Genomic DNA, 15,226 nt, shown 5'->3' on the forward strand with positions numbered 1-15,226 from the left:
TTAATACCTTTGAATTATGAATCTTGAAAACATACAACAACCCTTTATAAAAAAATTTCCCGGAGATTTTTCCGGCAATACCCTACAGAGAAATACTCCGAAGGTTTTATTTTCCACTGTTCAGCCGGTTGGTTTTGATCATCCAAAATTAATCGCTTTTAACGAAAAACTTTCAGAAGAAATCGGGCTTGGAGCGCTTGAAGAAAAAGATCTTAATTTTTTGGCAGCAACACATCTTCCCGAAAATATCAAAACCTACTCCACTGCTTATGCGGGACATCAGTTTGGGAACTGGGCTGGACAATTAGGCGACGGAAGAGCCATTCTTGCCGGAGAAATTGAAAACAATTCAGGAAAGAAAAACGAAATACAGTGGAAAGGAGCCGGAGCAACGCCTTATTCCAGACACGCAGATGGAAGAGCGGTTTTAAGATCTTCGGTACGTGAATATCTGATGAGCGAAGCGATGTTTCATTTAGGAGTTCCTACAACCAGAGCATTGAGTTTAGTATTTACCGGAGAAGACGTCGTAAGAGATATTATGTACAGCGGAAATCCGGAACTGGAAAAAGGAGCGGTAGTCATCAGAATCGCAGAAAGCTTCCTACGTTTCGGTCATTTTGAATTGATGTCTGCCCAACAGGAATACAAAACATTGCAGGAACTTGCAGATTATACCATTGATCATTATTTCAAAGAAATTTCTTCGGAAGGAATTCAGAAGTACAAAGATTTCTTCGAAAATGTATGCAGAAGAACAGCAGATCTTATGGTAGAATGGTATCGTGTAGGATTTGTTCATGGGGTGATGAACACAGATAATATGTCGATTTTAGGTTTAACGATCGATTACGGACCTTATTCGATGATGGATGAATACGATTTAAATTTCACCCCGAATACCACCGATCTTCCCGGAAGAAGATATGCTTTCGGAAAACAGGGACAGATTTCTCAATGGAACCTATGGCAATTGGCAAATGCCCTTCATCCTTTAATTAAAGATGAAAAATTCTTGGAAGATGTTTTAAATGATTACGGAAGCTATTTCTGGGAATCGCACGACAGAATGCTGTGCAGAAAATTCGGTTTTGATCAATTGTTAACCAGCGATGAAAAATTCTTTATCACATGGCAAAGTCTGATGCAGGATCTTCAATTAGATTATACCTTATTTTTCAACGAACTCGAAAAATATGATGACCAGAAAGATCTCAGACAGCAATTTGAAAACGTTTCTTACACATTTTTAAATGATGAGAATCTTTCGAAACTGGAGGATTTTATGAAAGCTTATCAGTCAAGACTAGAAAAAAATATTATTTCAAGAGAAAAATCTTTGGAAATCATGCATAAAGCCAATCCTAAATTTATTTTAAGAAATTATCTTCTCTACCAGTGCATTGAGGAAATTAATGAAGGAAAAACAGAAATGCTGAAAAAATTAACCCACGCTTTAGAAAATCCGTACCACACTGTTTATCCGGAATTTTCAGCAAAAAGACCTTCAGATTATGATGATGTATCGGGATGTTCAACTCTTTCGTGCAGTTCGTAATTTTAAAATCATAAAAATCAATACAAAAACTCATCAGATTTGGTGGGTTTTTTATTTTACTTTTGCAGAAAGTTTTTGCAGGTGTCAAAATTCAAAACAAAATTTATCCATTTTTTCAAATTGCTTTTTCCGTCAACGGGAATTGAACTTATTGTTTTTCTTTTCTTTCTCGTCGCTTACGGATATATGGGATCATACATTGCGATTCATCACAAAATTATCTTTGACGGAAGAATTCCCTGGGATGCGTATTTCAGCTTCGATAACAAATCTATTGTAATGACTGGCGGAAGTTTTGAAAGACACCCGCTCTCCTACTATTTTTTTAACTGGATCCGCGAACTGGCTTTACTTTTCTCCAAAGGAAAAATGGATGGAAATTTCCGTTTCGCTTTAGCCTGGATGAGTAATCTTGCGGTAAGCTTAAGCATCCTTCAAGTGTTTAAATATCTTAAAAACATTACCCGTCTTCCTTTAGTTTTAAACCTTTTACTAATTCTGTTTTTCGGAGCATTTTCAACGAATATTCTCCTTTCTTTCACGCCGGAAAACTTTACCTACACTTTATTTTTCCTGACCCTCTTTCATCATTATTCAGCTATAAAATTAAAGAAAGAGGAGAAAATTCCGGCTTTAGCTTTGGCTTTTTCAGGAGTTACCATCGGAGGCTTAACGGTAACGAATATTGTTAAGGTCTTCATTCCCGTCGCTTTTGAAAAGGGAGTTTTCAGAAACTGGAAAAAATTTGGAGATGCGGTTTTCAGAGGACTTTTTACCTGTGTCTGTTTTGTTTTATTATACTTAAACCGAATCGATTTTAAATATCAGAATATATTCAGCAAAACCAATGAACAGTACGAAAAATTCTCCAATGTAAATTCTACTCCTACATGGGATATGATCCTTTCGTACTTTTTCGGGGGAAATATACTTTTTTCAAATTTCCTGATCCGCGATAAACATAACATGAGCGGTTACCACTATAAAGGGATTATAATGACTGTTTATTCATCATGGATTCCTTATATTTTTATTGCCGTTTTATTGATCCTGATTTGTTGGAGTTATTTTAAAAATTTCAGAAATAAACTCGTTCAGGTTCTCATGATTTCTTTTCTGTTTGACATTGTTATCCACTGCGTTATGAGATTCGGACTTCACACGTCATACATCTACGGAGGTCATTTTGTTTTTGTGTATCCACTGTTATTAGGATGGCTATTTCATTACTACAGGCAATCACCAAAAATTCTATCTTTTTTAACGATGATCTTTCTCATTTTATTCGCTTATCTCATCACAAATAATTATTTAAGGATGACTGAATTCTTTTGGTTTTTAAATAAATTTTATTAAAATTTTACTTTTTATTTTGAAAAATTAAAATTCAAAATCAATAAAAAAAAAGCTGAGAAATAATTTTTCCCAGCTTTTTACTTTATGCTAATTAATTTCTACTATTTTGCTTCCGCACAGAAAATTCTGTACTGTACTGCAAGTGCAGATTTAAAATATTCTCTCACTCTGGAAAGATCAGAAGCCGCACTTTGTTTTGTGAAATAACTCCCCGCTAAAATTTTATAATTTGGTCTTAAAGAAGCATCCGTTTCCACTTTCAGGTTAGGAAATCTTTTTCTGAAATAAGCCTTTACCTCATTGGCTTCTTCATTACTTTTTACCGTTGTAATCTGAATTTTATACCCTAAAATTCTTGGATTTTTTCTGCATATCTCAGCGTTGGTAAGTTCCCTGTTCGGAACATAAATTTTAGTTGGTTTTGATGGGCTGTAATCTTCGTCATCTTCCCTTGAAGAAGTTGCCAAAGTTGTTTTGGAACACTTATCCTCTATGCTTTCCAGAGCCGCATTCACCTTAGAATCCATCGTCATGGTAAGTTCCGTTCCCGCCAAAGTATCTTTCCTTACAACTTGTTGTGCATCAACACCATAAAATGCAAGCACAGACAGCATCGAAATTATTTTGATTAAATTTTTCATTTAAACTTGTTTGCGCAAATTTATACAAATTAAAAAATTATACCAAACATGGTTATTTAGAATAATTACAAATTAAACGGAAATGACATTTTCCCCTTTCCATATACCGTTAAATTCCTGTTAAAAATATTATTTTTGCGGGATTGATTGAATGTTCAATATTTACTAACATAAGATAATTTAAATGATTAGTTGGAGAAAGCATTATAGACAGACGTTGATCGCAATAGGCTTATTGCTATCGACCAGTGCTTCAATTTACGGGCAGGACGGCGATCCTAAGAATGGTGAGAAGCTTTTCAAAGCGAATTGTACTGCATGTCACGCACTAGACAAGAAACTGGTAGGTCCTGCTCTTGGAGGAGTAGTTGAAAGACTGAAAAAAGATCAAAATCTAGACATTGACTGGTTTCAAAAATGGATAACCAACAATGAAAAACTTAGAGCTTCCGGAGACAAGTATGCCAATGAAGTATACGAAGCCAACGGAAAAGCGGCAATGCAGGTTTTTGAAGGGAAACTTTCAGAAAAAGATATCAACGATATCTTGGCATACACCTCAAATCCTCCGGCTGAAGAGCCTAAAAAGGATGATGCAAAAGCAACAGCAGCAGCAACTGATCAGGCTGCTCCTGCAAACAACACTACAACAAGCGTAGTAATCATTTCACTTTTAGCAATCGCAGCGCTATTGGTTTGGATTCTGGTAAAATTAAGACAGTTGGTAAAACTGGGTCAGTCTGAGGACTTAGCCGGTCTTAATGAAACAAGAGTAAAATCTTTCAGCGAAATCTATGCAAAATATCACTATGTAGGAAAAGGATTAATCGCAATCCTTGCTCTTCTGGCAACTTACGGAATCTGGAACTGGATCATGTGGATCGGTGTTTACAAAGGATATAAGCCGGAACAGCCTATTTATTTCTCACACAAAATTCACGCTGGAGAACAGAAAATCGACTGTCAGTTGTGTCACTCCAGTGCCAAATACGGAAAAGTATCTGAAATCCCTTCTATGAACGTTTGTATGAACTGCCACAGAACAATTTCTGAATACAACGCAGATCACTACATGGAGCCAGGAAAAGATAAGGCTTTCTATGACGGAGAAATCAAGAAAATCTATGCCGCTACAGGTTGGGATCCTGAAAAACAACAGTACACAGGAAAAACTCAGCCGGTTGAATGGACTAGAATCCACAACATGCCGGACTTCGTATACTTCAACCACGCACAGCACGTAGTAGCAGGTGAGCAGGCGATCATCAATTCTTTCAACAAAAAGAACCCTAACAACAAAATTGATGTTGTATGTAAAGCTTGTCACGGAAAAATCGATACAATGAATGTTGTTCAGATGGCTAACGATTTTACAATGGGATGGTGTATCGAGTGTCACAGAACTACAGAAGTTGACATGAACAACGGTTATAATAAAGAATACTTCAAAAATCTACACGACAAGTTGAAAAAACAATACCCTAAAGATGGTGGTAAGATTACGGTAGATGCTATTGGAGGTCTTGAGTGTGGTAAATGTCATTATTAATAACTAAAAATTAGAAGTATCAAATGGCTTCAAACAAAATACAATTCAGAAGTATTCACGAACTTAAAGATCCGGCTTTAAACAATAAGCTGGCTCAGAAAGAGTTCCAGGAAGAAATTCCGGTAGAAGATTTCCTTGATGATGCGGAAAAAAACGGTTCCGCAACCTCAAGAAGAGATTTCTTAAAACTATTAGGTTTCTCTACTGCAGCAGTAACACTGGCTGCCTGTGAAGCTCCGGTAATCAAAACGATTCCTTATGTGGTAAAGCCGCATGAAATCATTCCGGGGATTCCAAACTATTACGCTTCAACGTATTTCGACGGTTTCGATTTCGCAAGCGTATTGGTAAAAACAAGAGAAGGAAGACCTATCAAAATTGAACCAAACCCGGCAGCAGGAGATTTAGGTAAAACGAATGCAAGAGCTCAGGCAAGTGTACTTTCTCTTTATGATAATGATAAAGTAAAGCAGCCTAAATTTGAAGGGAAAGACGAAACTTTCGACAAAGTAGACAGCTTCGTTATCAAAGGACTGGATGAGGCTAAAGCAGCAGGTAAAAGAATTGTTTTACTATCTCATTCTTTTGCATCCCCTACTTTCAAAAAATTATTTGCTGAATTTAAAGCTAAATATCCTACAGCAGAATTAGTAACATATGATGCTTATCCTTATGCTGCAGCATTAGACGCGGCTCAGGAAGTTTTCGGAACAAGAGCATTACCAATTTACGATCTTAAAGGAACTGAATTGGTGGTTGCATTCCAGGCTGACTTCTTAGGAGATTACAATGCGGGAGGTTTAGAATCTTCTTACGCAGTGGCAAGAACTCCGGGAAAAAATATGTTGAGACACGTTCAGGTTGAATCCAATATGTCTTTAACAGGAGCAAACGCAGATTCAAGAATCAGACTAAAACCAAGCCAGGTAAACAAAACTTTAGTTGAAGTTTACAACGCAATCGTTGGTGGTGGTACTTCTGACAAAGCTGCATCTGAAATCGCAAAAGAATTATTGGCAAAAGGAAGCAAAGCAGTTGTTTTCGCTGATGGTTCTAAAGGAGCTCAGGTTTTAGCTCACTTAATTAACCAAAAATTAGGATCAGTAGCTTTCACCGGGAAAGCAAACTTCTTAAAAGATTTTGACAAAGCAAGATTCGAGGAATTCCTTGGATGGGTGAACGGAGGACAGGTTGGTGTATTGATCGCTAACAATGTAGATCCTATTTACTCTTACCACAAAGGAGAAGATTTCAAAAAATCGTTATCTAAAGTTCCTTATGTAATCGCTGTTGCAGATAAGAAAAATGAAATGTACAAAGCAGCGAAAGCTGTAATTCCTGTAGCCAACTGGCTGGAATCTTGGGGAGATATCGAACCACAGACAGGAGTATATTCATTAATGCAGCCTACGATCCAGAAAATCTACAAATCAAGACAGATTGAAGAATCTTTATTGGTTTGGAAAAACGGTAAAAACAATGCTGCTAATAATTATTATGATTATTTAAAAGCAAATGCTACTTCTATCTTAGGAGCAACTTCTTTCAACAAAGCTTTATATAACGGTATCAATGCTTCCTCAAATGCGACAACATTATCGTACGCAGGAGGAAACGGTGCACAGGCTGTTGCTGAATTAAGCGGCTTCAAACCTTCAGATTTAGAATTGGTATTGTATACGAAGACAGCAATGGGAGACGGAACTCAGGCAAACAACCCTTGGTTGCAGGAATTACCGGATCCAATCACAAGAATGTCTTGGGATAACTACTTAACAATGTCTCCGAAAGACGCAGAAAGATTGGGTATTGATAACGATCTTAACGCGAGAATGCAGTTAGACGGTTCTCTTGTAAACCTTACTGTAAACGGAGTAACAATAAAAGACGTTCCTGTATTCGTACAACCGGGACAAGCAGACGGATCAGTAGGTCTTGCGCTTGGATATGGTAAGAAAGACTCAGGAGCGACAGCAGATACCGGTGTAAATGCTTATCCTTTATTCGATGGTTCTAACTTAGTTGTTTCTAATGTTAAAATCGAAAAAACAGGAGAAGATCACGAATTCGCAGGTATCCAGCTTCAGAATACATTAATGGGACGTTACGAAATTGCTAAAGAAGTACCTTTGGCTGATTTCTTAAACGTAGCATTTGATGATGAACACGACGGATGGAACAAACCTTTGGAGTATCACACCATCAGCGGAGCTCTTCCAGCAAGAAAAATTGACCTTTGGGATGCTTTTGATGATACAGACGGACCTCACTTTAACTTATCAATTGACCTGAACTCTTGTACTGGTTGTGGAGCATGTATCATTGCTTGTCAGGCAGAAAACAACGTTCCGGTTGTAGGGAAAGAAGAAATGAGAATGTCGAGAGATATGTACTGGTTAAGAATTGACCGTTACTATTCATCAAGACAGAAGGTAGAAGTTTATGAAGGATTAAAAGAAGGAATGGCTGTACCGGAATTGTATGGTACTGCGTTCGGAGACGGTGGAGCATTGAACCATCCTGCGGATAATCCTGATGTAATCTTCCAGCCGGTAATGTGTCAGCATTGTAACCATGCTCCTTGTGAAACAGTATGTCCGGTAGCGGCAACTTCACACGGTAAGCAGGGACAAAACCACATGGCTTACAACAGATGTATTGGTACAAGATATTGTGCAAACAACTGTCCTTATAAAGTAAGACGTTTCAACTGGTTTACTTATAACCTTAATGACAAGTTCGACTTCAACATGAATAACGATCTTGGAAGAATGGTTCTAAACCCGGATGTTGTGGTAAGAACGAGAGGGGTTATGGAGAAATGCTCTATGTGTATCCAGATGACTCAGACTACTATTCTTGAAGCTAAAAAAGAGAATAGAATCGTGAAGGACGGAGAGTTCCAGACAGCTTGTTCTAAAGCTTGTTCTACAGGTTCAATCAAGTTCGGAGATATGAATGACAAAGAATCTGAAGTTAGAAAGCAGTACGCTTCAAACAGAAGATATTATTTACTAGAGGAGATCGGAACAAAACCAAATGTGTTCTATCACACTAAAGTAAGAAACAGAGTAGAAAAATAAAGTTTAAATAATAAATAGGTAAAAAATGTCAGGACATTACGAAGCTCCGATAAGGGAACCTCTAATTATTGGTCACAAAACTTATCACGATATCACGGAAGATATTGCACGACCTATCGAAGAAAGAGCAGGTAAATTATGGTGGATTTCATTATATGCAGCCTTAGTTCTATTCATCTATGGATTCGGATGTATCGCTTACACTATCGGAACAGGTATTGGAGCATGGGGACTAAACAGAACTATTAACTGGGGATGGGATATTACTAACTTCGTATGGTGGGTTGGTATCGGTCACGCCGGAACCCTAATCTCAGCGGTATTATTATTATTTAGACAGAGATGGAGAATGTCTGTAAACAGATCTGCAGAGGCGATGACGATCTTTGCGGTTGTACAGGCGGCAATCTTCCCGGTTATCCACATGGGTAGAGTTTGGGTAGGATATTGGGTATTCCCTTTACCAAACCAGTTCGGTTCTCTTTGGGGGAACTTCAACTCTCCTCTACTTTGGGACGTATTTGCGATCTCTACGTATTTCTCGGTATCAACAGTATTCTGGTTCATGGGATTGATCCCTGACTTTGCAATGATCAGAGACAGAGCGAAAACGCCTTGGACTAAGAAAATTTATACTTTCCTTGCATTCGGTTGGGGTGGTAAAGCAAAACACTGGCAAAGATTCGAAGAACTATCTTTGGTTCTTGCAGGTTTGGCAACTCCGCTTGTATTCTCTGTACACACTACCGTATCTTTTGACTTCGCGACTTCGGTTATTAAAGGATGGCACTCTACAATCTACCCTCCTTACTTCGTTGCCGGTGCGATCTTCTCAGGATTCGCAATGGTACAGACGCTATTGTTAGTTGCAAGAAAAGTATGTCACCTTGAAGATTACATCACTATGTATCATATCGAAATTATGAACATTGTAATCATCTTAACAGGTGGTATGGTAACTGTAGCTTACGCCACTGAATATTTCATCGGATGGTATTCCGGATCAAGATTTGAAGATTTCACATATCTTTCTCCTGGTGCTGCTGTTGGACCTTACTGGTGGGCTTTCTGGTCACTAATTATCTGTAACCTTGTTGTTCCTGCTTCTTTCTGGTTCAAGAGACTAAGAACGAACATTATCTGGACATTCATCGTTGCATTAATCATCAACATCGGTATGTGGTTTGAGCGTTTTGACATCATCGTAATCAACCTTTCAAGAGATTACTTGCCTGGTTCTTGGACGATGTTTAAGCCAACAATCATTGATGTGGGAGTATATTTAGGAACAATCGGATTCTTCTCTGTATTATTCTTATTATACGCAAGAACATTCCCTGTAATTGCACAGGCTGAATTAAAATCGATTTTGAAAATCTCAGGTGAAACTTATAAAGCAAAAGAAGGAGATGAGCACCACTAAAATTGTATACGGACTTTATGCGGACGACGACGATTTAATGAACGGCGTTAAAGCATTCAACGATAAAGGAATCAAAATAAACGAAGTGTATACTCCGTTTCCGGTTCACGGACTAGATAAAGCTTTAGGGTTAAAGAAAACAAGAATTTCTGATGCCGCTTTTATCTACGCTTGTTATGGAGTTACAATCGGTGCTACTCTTACATGGTATGTAATGAACCACGACTGGCCTCAGAACATTGGGGGTAAACCAGCTTTCGACTGGGCTCACAATATGCCGGCTTTCGTAGTACCTATGTTCGAGCTTATGGTATTCTGCGCAGCGCACATGATGTCATTAACTTTCTTGGTAAGAAACAAAATGTATCCCGGAGCGCCTGCACAAAACCCAGATCCAAGAACAACGGATGATAAATTCATGATGGAATTTGTAACTGAAGATGTAGAATCTGTAAAGCAGTTGCTTATTGAAACTGGAGTTGAAGAAATAACTGTTAAAGATGCTTAAAATGAAAAAGAATGTATTAAAAATTACAGCAGTTTTAGGTTTAACAACAGTTTTACTTAACTCTTGCGGACCAAAAGAGAATACTCCGCTGGTATATTTCCCGGATATGTATTTTCCGGTAGCTTACGATCCATTGATGAAAGCTCAGGATGCTTATTCAGATCATGAAAATGAAATTCCTGCTTTTGTAAAAAATAACGGTGCGACAGGTCTTTCTCCGGTAGAAGGATCAGTAGCTCAGAATAAAGACGGTATTTTCGAAGAAGGATTACTTCCAAAAACACCGGATGAATACAATGCTGGTTATGATGCTTCTAAAACAGTAACTGCTTCTCCTTTAAATCCTGCCAATGCAGCAAAAGATCTTGAAAGAGGAAAAAGTCTTTTCGAGAAAACATGTTCAGCTTGTCATGGTGTCGGAGGAGACGGACAGGGGCCAATCGTTCAGTCCGGAGCATTCTCTGGTGTACCCAACTATGCAGACAGAGATATTACTGTAGGATCTGTTCATTATGTAATAACCAACGGTAGAAACGCAATGGGATCTTATGCCGGGCAACTTAACGCTGGAGACAGATGGAGAGTAGCCATGTATGTGATGAATGCTTTCAAAAAAGGAGCTGCAGCACCCGCTACAGCTACAGCGGCAACAGCTACGACAGCAGCTGCTCCTGCTAAATCTGAAACGATGACTACCGAAACTAAAAAATAAGAAAAGAAATGTATAGTTTTTCACCAAAATTAAAATCAACTTCTATAATCCTTCTTGTTGTAGGTTTAGTTCTTTTTGCTGTTGGTTTCTTTATGAATAAAGGAATCACTACTGAGAAAATAGAACATATGATGGAGACGGTTCATGCTTCTGGTCATACAGCTCCTACGCATTCTAGTGAAATGGTAGGACCTCAGGATCATGCAGCTCACCTTGAGCATGCTACTCTTCAGGTTCACAACCAGCCTTTAGCGGCAATACATTTTGTAGCTGTATTTTTCTTTGGAGTAAGCTGCTGCGTATTATTCTTCTATTCTATTCAGCACGCTGCACACGCAGGTTGGCCAATTATCATTACAAGAGTAATGGAAGCTATTGCTTCTTATATTCCTTACGGTGGTGCTATTTTAATTATCTTAATGATTTTAAACATCACTCACCAAGGTCACCTTTTCCATTGGATGGATCCGGAATTGACAGACCCAAATTCTGCTCATTTCGATGTGATCTTATTTGAAAAAAGAATTTTCTTAAATATCCCTTTCTATGCAGTAAGAACTTTCATCTATGTATTAGGTGCTTCTTTCTTCGCTTGGAAACTGAAAGCTCAGTCTAAAAAAGTAGACGAAACAAAATCAAGAGTAGAATATCAAATGCTTTACAGATGGGCAGTAGGATATATCGCATTCTTCGGTTTTGCTTCTGCAGCTTGGGCTTGGGACTGGTTGATGTCTATTGATCCTCACTGGTATTCTACTATGTATATTTGGTATTCAATGGTAAGCTGCCTTTCAAGTGGTATTGCGGTAATCATTCTTCTAAGTGTTTATTTAAAGAAAAACGGATTCCTTCCGCAGTTCAATGATAACCACTTACACGATTTAGGAGTATTCCTATTTGCAACAAGTATGCTTTGGACGTATACCTGGTTTGCACAGTTCATGTTATACTGGTACGCAAACATTCCGGAAGAGGTTAACTATTTCTTCGGAAGATTCCAGCACTACTCTCCTACTTTCTTGCCAATGCTTATTGTAAACTTCTTATTACCTTTATTGGTATTAGTAAGCAGCAGCATCAAGAGAAACTACAAAGTGGTTACAACAATGGCAGTAGTCGTAATTTGTGGTCACATCTTAGATTACTTCAACATGGTAATGCCGGGAACTGTAGGACCATACTGGAAAACTCCTGAAGTATTTATCTTAATCTTAGGAGCAATCTTATTCGTAGTTGGATTATTTATGTTCACAGTGCTTTCAGCATTATCTAAACTTAAACTGATCCCTACAGGTAACCCTTACCTTCACGAATCTGAAATTTATGAATATCCTTTCTAAGGAATTTGTAACAAGATAAAAACAAAAAAGACTGATTGTAATGATCAGTCTTTTTTTTGCTTTTTTGTGCAGAAATAAAAAAAACAATGCAACCTTTTTAAGTTTTCGTTGTCATATAACCAAAGAATGATTTAACTAAAAAAACATTAATTGTATCAATCATGAAAAAAAATCTCCTGTTATTATTTTTAACAATCCTCGTAAACTTCATCAATGCACAAAGTATCACTTTCGTTTCAGAAAAAACCAATAAGCCCCTTCCTAAGGTTTCTGTGTTTGGGAAAGACGGGAGCATTTTAGCTTATTCGGATATCGACGGAAAAATCGACAGGCAGTCCATAAAACCGGATCAGGAAAAGTTTCAGCTCATCTACGATAATATGTCTGTTGCTACTTTGTCCTATGCAGATTTCGACAAAGAAATTATTAAAGTGGATGACAGGGTAAAAGATATCGAACGTGTTGTCATAAAAAATAACAAACCCGCAAAATACATTTTTGTAAAAGGAAACTTTAACACTTACGTTACCGTAAACAATAAACTAAACTGTTACACAGACGGAATCATTACTTACATTTTTGATAATAAAACAAAAAAACTGAAAAGTGCCAATGTAGAACAATACAGAGCATTCAGGATTGAAGACAAAAATGTTGATAAAAAACTGACAGCTTCCTTTGATTATGGTAAAATGATGAATGTTCCTGAGATGAAAGATGTCGGAAATATTCAGGAATATAAAAAAAAGAATGCCGTCATTAAAGAACTGAAAGGAGACCGGAAAGATCAGATCGAAATTGCTCACAGTGCTTTACAGGAAAAAGAAGTAAATTTTTTAGGATACCGTTTTTACGATGTAAGAGTAATCTCAAATGCTTCTTACGAAAAAGAAAGCAGTAAGACCTTAAGAGAGCTTCTGGAATTTAACGACATTCGATTTATCAAATTAAAACACAAAAGTGAACCGGACTACAATCAGTTGATTTACTACAGCAATTTTTATCCCGCAGAAATAGAATTCAGAGACGATAATGATATCGAAAGTGTAAATTTGAATACCAATAAAAGCAGCTATACAACAAAATACTGGGAAGATTCATCTTTTCCGAATATGCAGACTGTTTTCAGCTCGTTTTTCAGAGATCAGCTCAAAGAGCAACAAAATAAAAAATAAAACCCGCTATTAATAAAGGTTTTATTATTTTTGTGGTAAACCGAAAAAAAATGAAAAAGTTTTCTTTTCTACTAATTTTCAGCCTGTTTCTTTTCACAGCATGCAAGAAAGATCATGTAGATGCTACCAATACTAAAACTTTGCAGTCGAGTATCAATGATATGACGGCAAGTTTACCTACCATTAAACAGATTAAATTTAACGAAGCGCTTTACATCCTAAAAACTTTCGGAGTGGAAGCCGATGGCGATGTTGCCGAACTGAAAGCTTTAGGACAATTGATTGACGGTAAAAAAGTGCCCGAAATTATGGCAATGGCAGATCAGGTAGCCCAGAAAAACGGAATTGAATGGGCAAGTACAGCACCGCCTTCATTAGGAGAAATGAATATCTTCGGAAACGAAACAGCTAAAGAAAGCGACCCGAATGACGTAAAAGCCAATTCATTAAGCATTACAACAAGACCGACTGGAGATGACGGAACAGGTGCGCCTACTGCGCTTCAGATCGTTCCGAGATTAGTTGATAACGCAGGAAATCCTGTATCCTTTACAGGAGCAGGTCTGGAAGCAACGCTGGAAGTTTTCAGCAATGGAGTAAAGCTTTCTACGGCTAAAAATTTAATGCAGGATAACAATTTCAAAGGATTTAATTTAAAATTCTCTTCACTTCCTGCAGCTCAGGTTGTTGATAATAAAATCGACATCACGGTTTCTGTAAAAACCACTGCGAAAACTTTCAAAATGACAAAAATCGGATTAGACGTAAATCCTCTTTTACTGAAAGTTCCGGCTGCACCGAAAGTAGATTCAACAGCAGTTATTCAGGATCCCGCTGTAATCGATCCTAATAATCCGAATGCAACGGTTCCTTCCACAACAGATCCAAATGCAGCCACGCCAACAACTCCTGCAGCGCCAAAACAGCCAGCTTCAGATCCGAAAAGTACTGTTTCAGGATTTTTAAATAACGTAAGCGCTCAAAACCTAAAAGCTGCGTACAACTCTGCAAGCAACCCGAGTTGGGGAAGCTATGAGTCATTCTCAAACCCGACTTCAGGATTTGGTTCGGTGAAAAACGTAAGCGTAAAAAACATCACCACCAATGCTTCCAATGCAACTTCTGCAAGTGTGAGTGCAACGTATGATGTAACGGATAAAAGTGGAAAAACAACTTCGCTGAGAGCAACTTTCGGACTTAAAAATGTAAACGGAGACTGGAAAATTTCCAGCTACAAAATCAATCCATAAAAAATGGCATCGCAGCAGCTCATCACGAAACTGGAAGAAACCATTGAAAATATACCTGATTTTCCGATTCCGGGAATTCAGTTTAAGGACATCTCTCCTATTTTCCTGAACCCGAAACTGTATGAAGAGGTGATTGCAGATCTGGTACAATTCAGCAAAGGAAAAGTTGATGCAGTATGCGGAATTGAAAGCAGAGGTTATCTTTTCGGGATTGCCATCGCTGTTGCATTAGAAGTTCCTTTTATTTTAATCCGAAAAGCAGGAAAACTTCCGCCACCCGTCATTTCAGAAAAATATGATCTGGAATATGGAAGTGCTGTTATTGAAACCCGTGAAGGACAGTTAAAATCCGGACAAAGAGTCCTGATTCATGATGATCTTTTAGCAACGGGAGGAACAACGGAAGCCGCCGCTAAATTGGTTGAAAAACAAGGCGCAACCGTTTCCCAATTCAGTTTCCTAATTGGATTAAAAGATTTAAAAGGCGAAGAAAAACTTAAGAAATTTAATGCGGAAGTATATCATATTTTAGAATATTAAACTGAATTAAATATAGATGCTTCGACAAGCTCAGCATGACATCTCTAATACTATATGTATTGATGTAACGTTAAATTATTAGCGTTGTCAT

12 protein-coding genes are annotated in these 15,226 nt (G+C 37.8%); 11 read left to right on the forward strand and 1 reads right to left on the reverse strand.

The annotated features are described in order from the left end of the window. Positions 1–16: 16 nt before the first annotated feature. Together PFY09_RS12035 and PFY09_RS12040 are read left to right on the forward strand one after the other, a co-directional pair. Positions 17–1,558, forward strand: a complete 1,542-nt coding sequence (locus tag PFY09_RS12035; RefSeq protein ID WP_271159860.1) for a protein adenylyltransferase SelO — start codon at positions 17–19, stop codon at positions 1,556–1,558. 81 nt (positions 1,559–1,639) lie between these two features. After that, positions 1,640–2,914: a DUF6080 domain-containing protein gene (locus PFY09_RS12040; RefSeq protein WP_271159861.1), complete on the forward strand. Its 1,275-nt coding sequence runs from the start codon at positions 1,640–1,642 to the stop codon at positions 2,912–2,914. A 101-nt stretch (positions 2,915–3,015) separates the two neighbouring features. On the opposite strand, the gene PFY09_RS12045 is transcribed toward PFY09_RS12040, so the two are convergent. Next, positions 3,016–3,555 carry a sporulation protein gene (locus tag PFY09_RS12045; protein WP_076393892.1) on the reverse strand — a complete coding sequence of 180 codons (540 nt, stop codon included), beginning with the start codon at positions 3,553–3,555 and terminating at the stop codon, positions 3,016–3,018. A 184-nt stretch (positions 3,556–3,739) separates the two neighbouring features. Here PFY09_RS12045 and PFY09_RS12050 point away from each other — a divergent pair, with 184 nt between their 5' ends. The 9 genes from PFY09_RS12050 (at position 3,740) to PFY09_RS12090 (ending at position 15,135) form a co-directional block, all read left to right on the forward strand. Then, positions 3,740–5,104, forward strand: coding sequence for a c-type cytochrome (locus tag PFY09_RS12050; protein ID WP_268052171.1), 1,365 nt, complete (start codon positions 3,740–3,742; stop codon positions 5,102–5,104). A 23-nt stretch (positions 5,105–5,127) separates the two neighbouring features. Then, the gene (locus tag PFY09_RS12055; protein WP_271159862.1) at positions 5,128–8,187 is read left to right on the forward strand and encodes a TAT-variant-translocated molybdopterin oxidoreductase; all 3,060 of its coding nucleotides are present in this window, start codon (positions 5,128–5,130) and stop codon (positions 8,185–8,187) included. A gap of 25 nt (positions 8,188–8,212) precedes the next feature. After that, positions 8,213–9,610: an NrfD/PsrC family molybdoenzyme membrane anchor subunit gene (gene nrfD / locus PFY09_RS12060; protein WP_027381049.1), complete on the forward strand. Its 1,398-nt coding sequence runs from the start codon at positions 8,213–8,215 to the stop codon at positions 9,608–9,610. Further along, the gene (locus PFY09_RS12065; protein ID WP_108410844.1) at positions 9,597–10,118 is read left to right on the forward strand and encodes a DUF3341 domain-containing protein; all 522 of its coding nucleotides are present in this window, start codon (positions 9,597–9,599) and stop codon (positions 10,116–10,118) included. Before nrfD ends, PFY09_RS12065 begins: the two co-directional genes overlap by 14 nt. After that, entirely contained in the window at positions 10,111–10,830 is a 720-nt protein-coding gene (locus tag PFY09_RS12070) for a c-type cytochrome (protein ID WP_268052173.1), read from the forward strand. Before PFY09_RS12065 ends, PFY09_RS12070 begins: the two co-directional genes overlap by 8 nt. An 8-nt stretch (positions 10,831–10,838) precedes the next feature. Continuing rightward, a complete protein-coding gene (locus PFY09_RS12075) occupies positions 10,839–12,170 on the forward strand; it encodes a quinol:cytochrome C oxidoreductase (RefSeq protein ID WP_271159863.1) in 1,332 nt (443 codons plus the stop codon). A 161-nt stretch (positions 12,171–12,331) separates the two neighbouring features. Further along, entirely contained in the window at positions 12,332–13,345 is a 1,014-nt protein-coding gene (locus PFY09_RS12080; RefSeq protein WP_271159864.1) for a hypothetical protein, read from the forward strand. Positions 13,346–13,395: 50 nt separating this feature from the next. After that, positions 13,396–14,595, forward strand: coding sequence for a hypothetical protein (locus PFY09_RS12085; protein WP_271159865.1), 1,200 nt, complete (start codon positions 13,396–13,398; stop codon positions 14,593–14,595). Between the two features lie 3 nt (positions 14,596–14,598). Beyond that, positions 14,599–15,135 carry an adenine phosphoribosyltransferase gene (locus tag PFY09_RS12090; RefSeq protein ID WP_271159866.1) on the forward strand — a complete coding sequence of 179 codons (537 nt, stop codon included), beginning with the start codon at positions 14,599–14,601 and terminating at the stop codon, positions 15,133–15,135. Positions 15,136–15,226 lie beyond the last annotated feature (91 nt).

It is taken from the genome of Chryseobacterium gambrini, from assembly GCF_027920505.1.
GTDB classification, from domain to species: Bacteria; Bacteroidota; Bacteroidia; order Flavobacteriales; family Weeksellaceae; genus Chryseobacterium; species Chryseobacterium gambrini.

What these genes read in the sequence shown, in the direction of transcription:
- PFY09_RS12045 (WP_076393892.1), bottom strand. Translation starts at nt 3,555, where the DNA reads ATGAAAAATTTAATCAAAATAATTTCGATGCTGTCTGTGCTTGCATTT.
- PFY09_RS12075 (WP_271159863.1), top strand. Translation starts at nt 10,839, where the DNA reads ATGTATAGTTTTTCACCAAAATTAAAATCAACTTCTATAATCCTTCTT.
- PFY09_RS12065 (WP_108410844.1), top strand. Translation starts at nt 9,597, where the DNA reads ATGAGCACCACTAAAATTGTATACGGACTTTATGCGGACGACGACGAT.
- nrfD (WP_027381049.1), top strand. Translation starts at nt 8,213, where the DNA reads ATGTCAGGACATTACGAAGCTCCGATAAGGGAACCTCTAATTATTGGT.
- PFY09_RS12055 (WP_271159862.1), top strand. Translation starts at nt 5,128, where the DNA reads ATGGCTTCAAACAAAATACAATTCAGAAGTATTCACGAACTTAAAGAT.
- PFY09_RS12050 (WP_268052171.1), top strand. Translation starts at nt 3,740, where the DNA reads ATGATTAGTTGGAGAAAGCATTATAGACAGACGTTGATCGCAATAGGC.
- PFY09_RS12035 (WP_271159860.1), top strand. Translation starts at nt 17, where the DNA reads ATGAATCTTGAAAACATACAACAACCCTTTATAAAAAAATTTCCCGGA.
- PFY09_RS12090 (WP_271159866.1), top strand. Translation starts at nt 14,599, where the DNA reads ATGGCATCGCAGCAGCTCATCACGAAACTGGAAGAAACCATTGAAAAT.
- PFY09_RS12080 (WP_271159864.1), top strand. Translation starts at nt 12,332, where the DNA reads ATGAAAAAAAATCTCCTGTTATTATTTTTAACAATCCTCGTAAACTTC.
- PFY09_RS12085 (WP_271159865.1), top strand. Translation starts at nt 13,396, where the DNA reads ATGAAAAAGTTTTCTTTTCTACTAATTTTCAGCCTGTTTCTTTTCACA.
- PFY09_RS12070 (WP_268052173.1), top strand. Translation starts at nt 10,111, where the DNA reads ATGCTTAAAATGAAAAAGAATGTATTAAAAATTACAGCAGTTTTAGGT.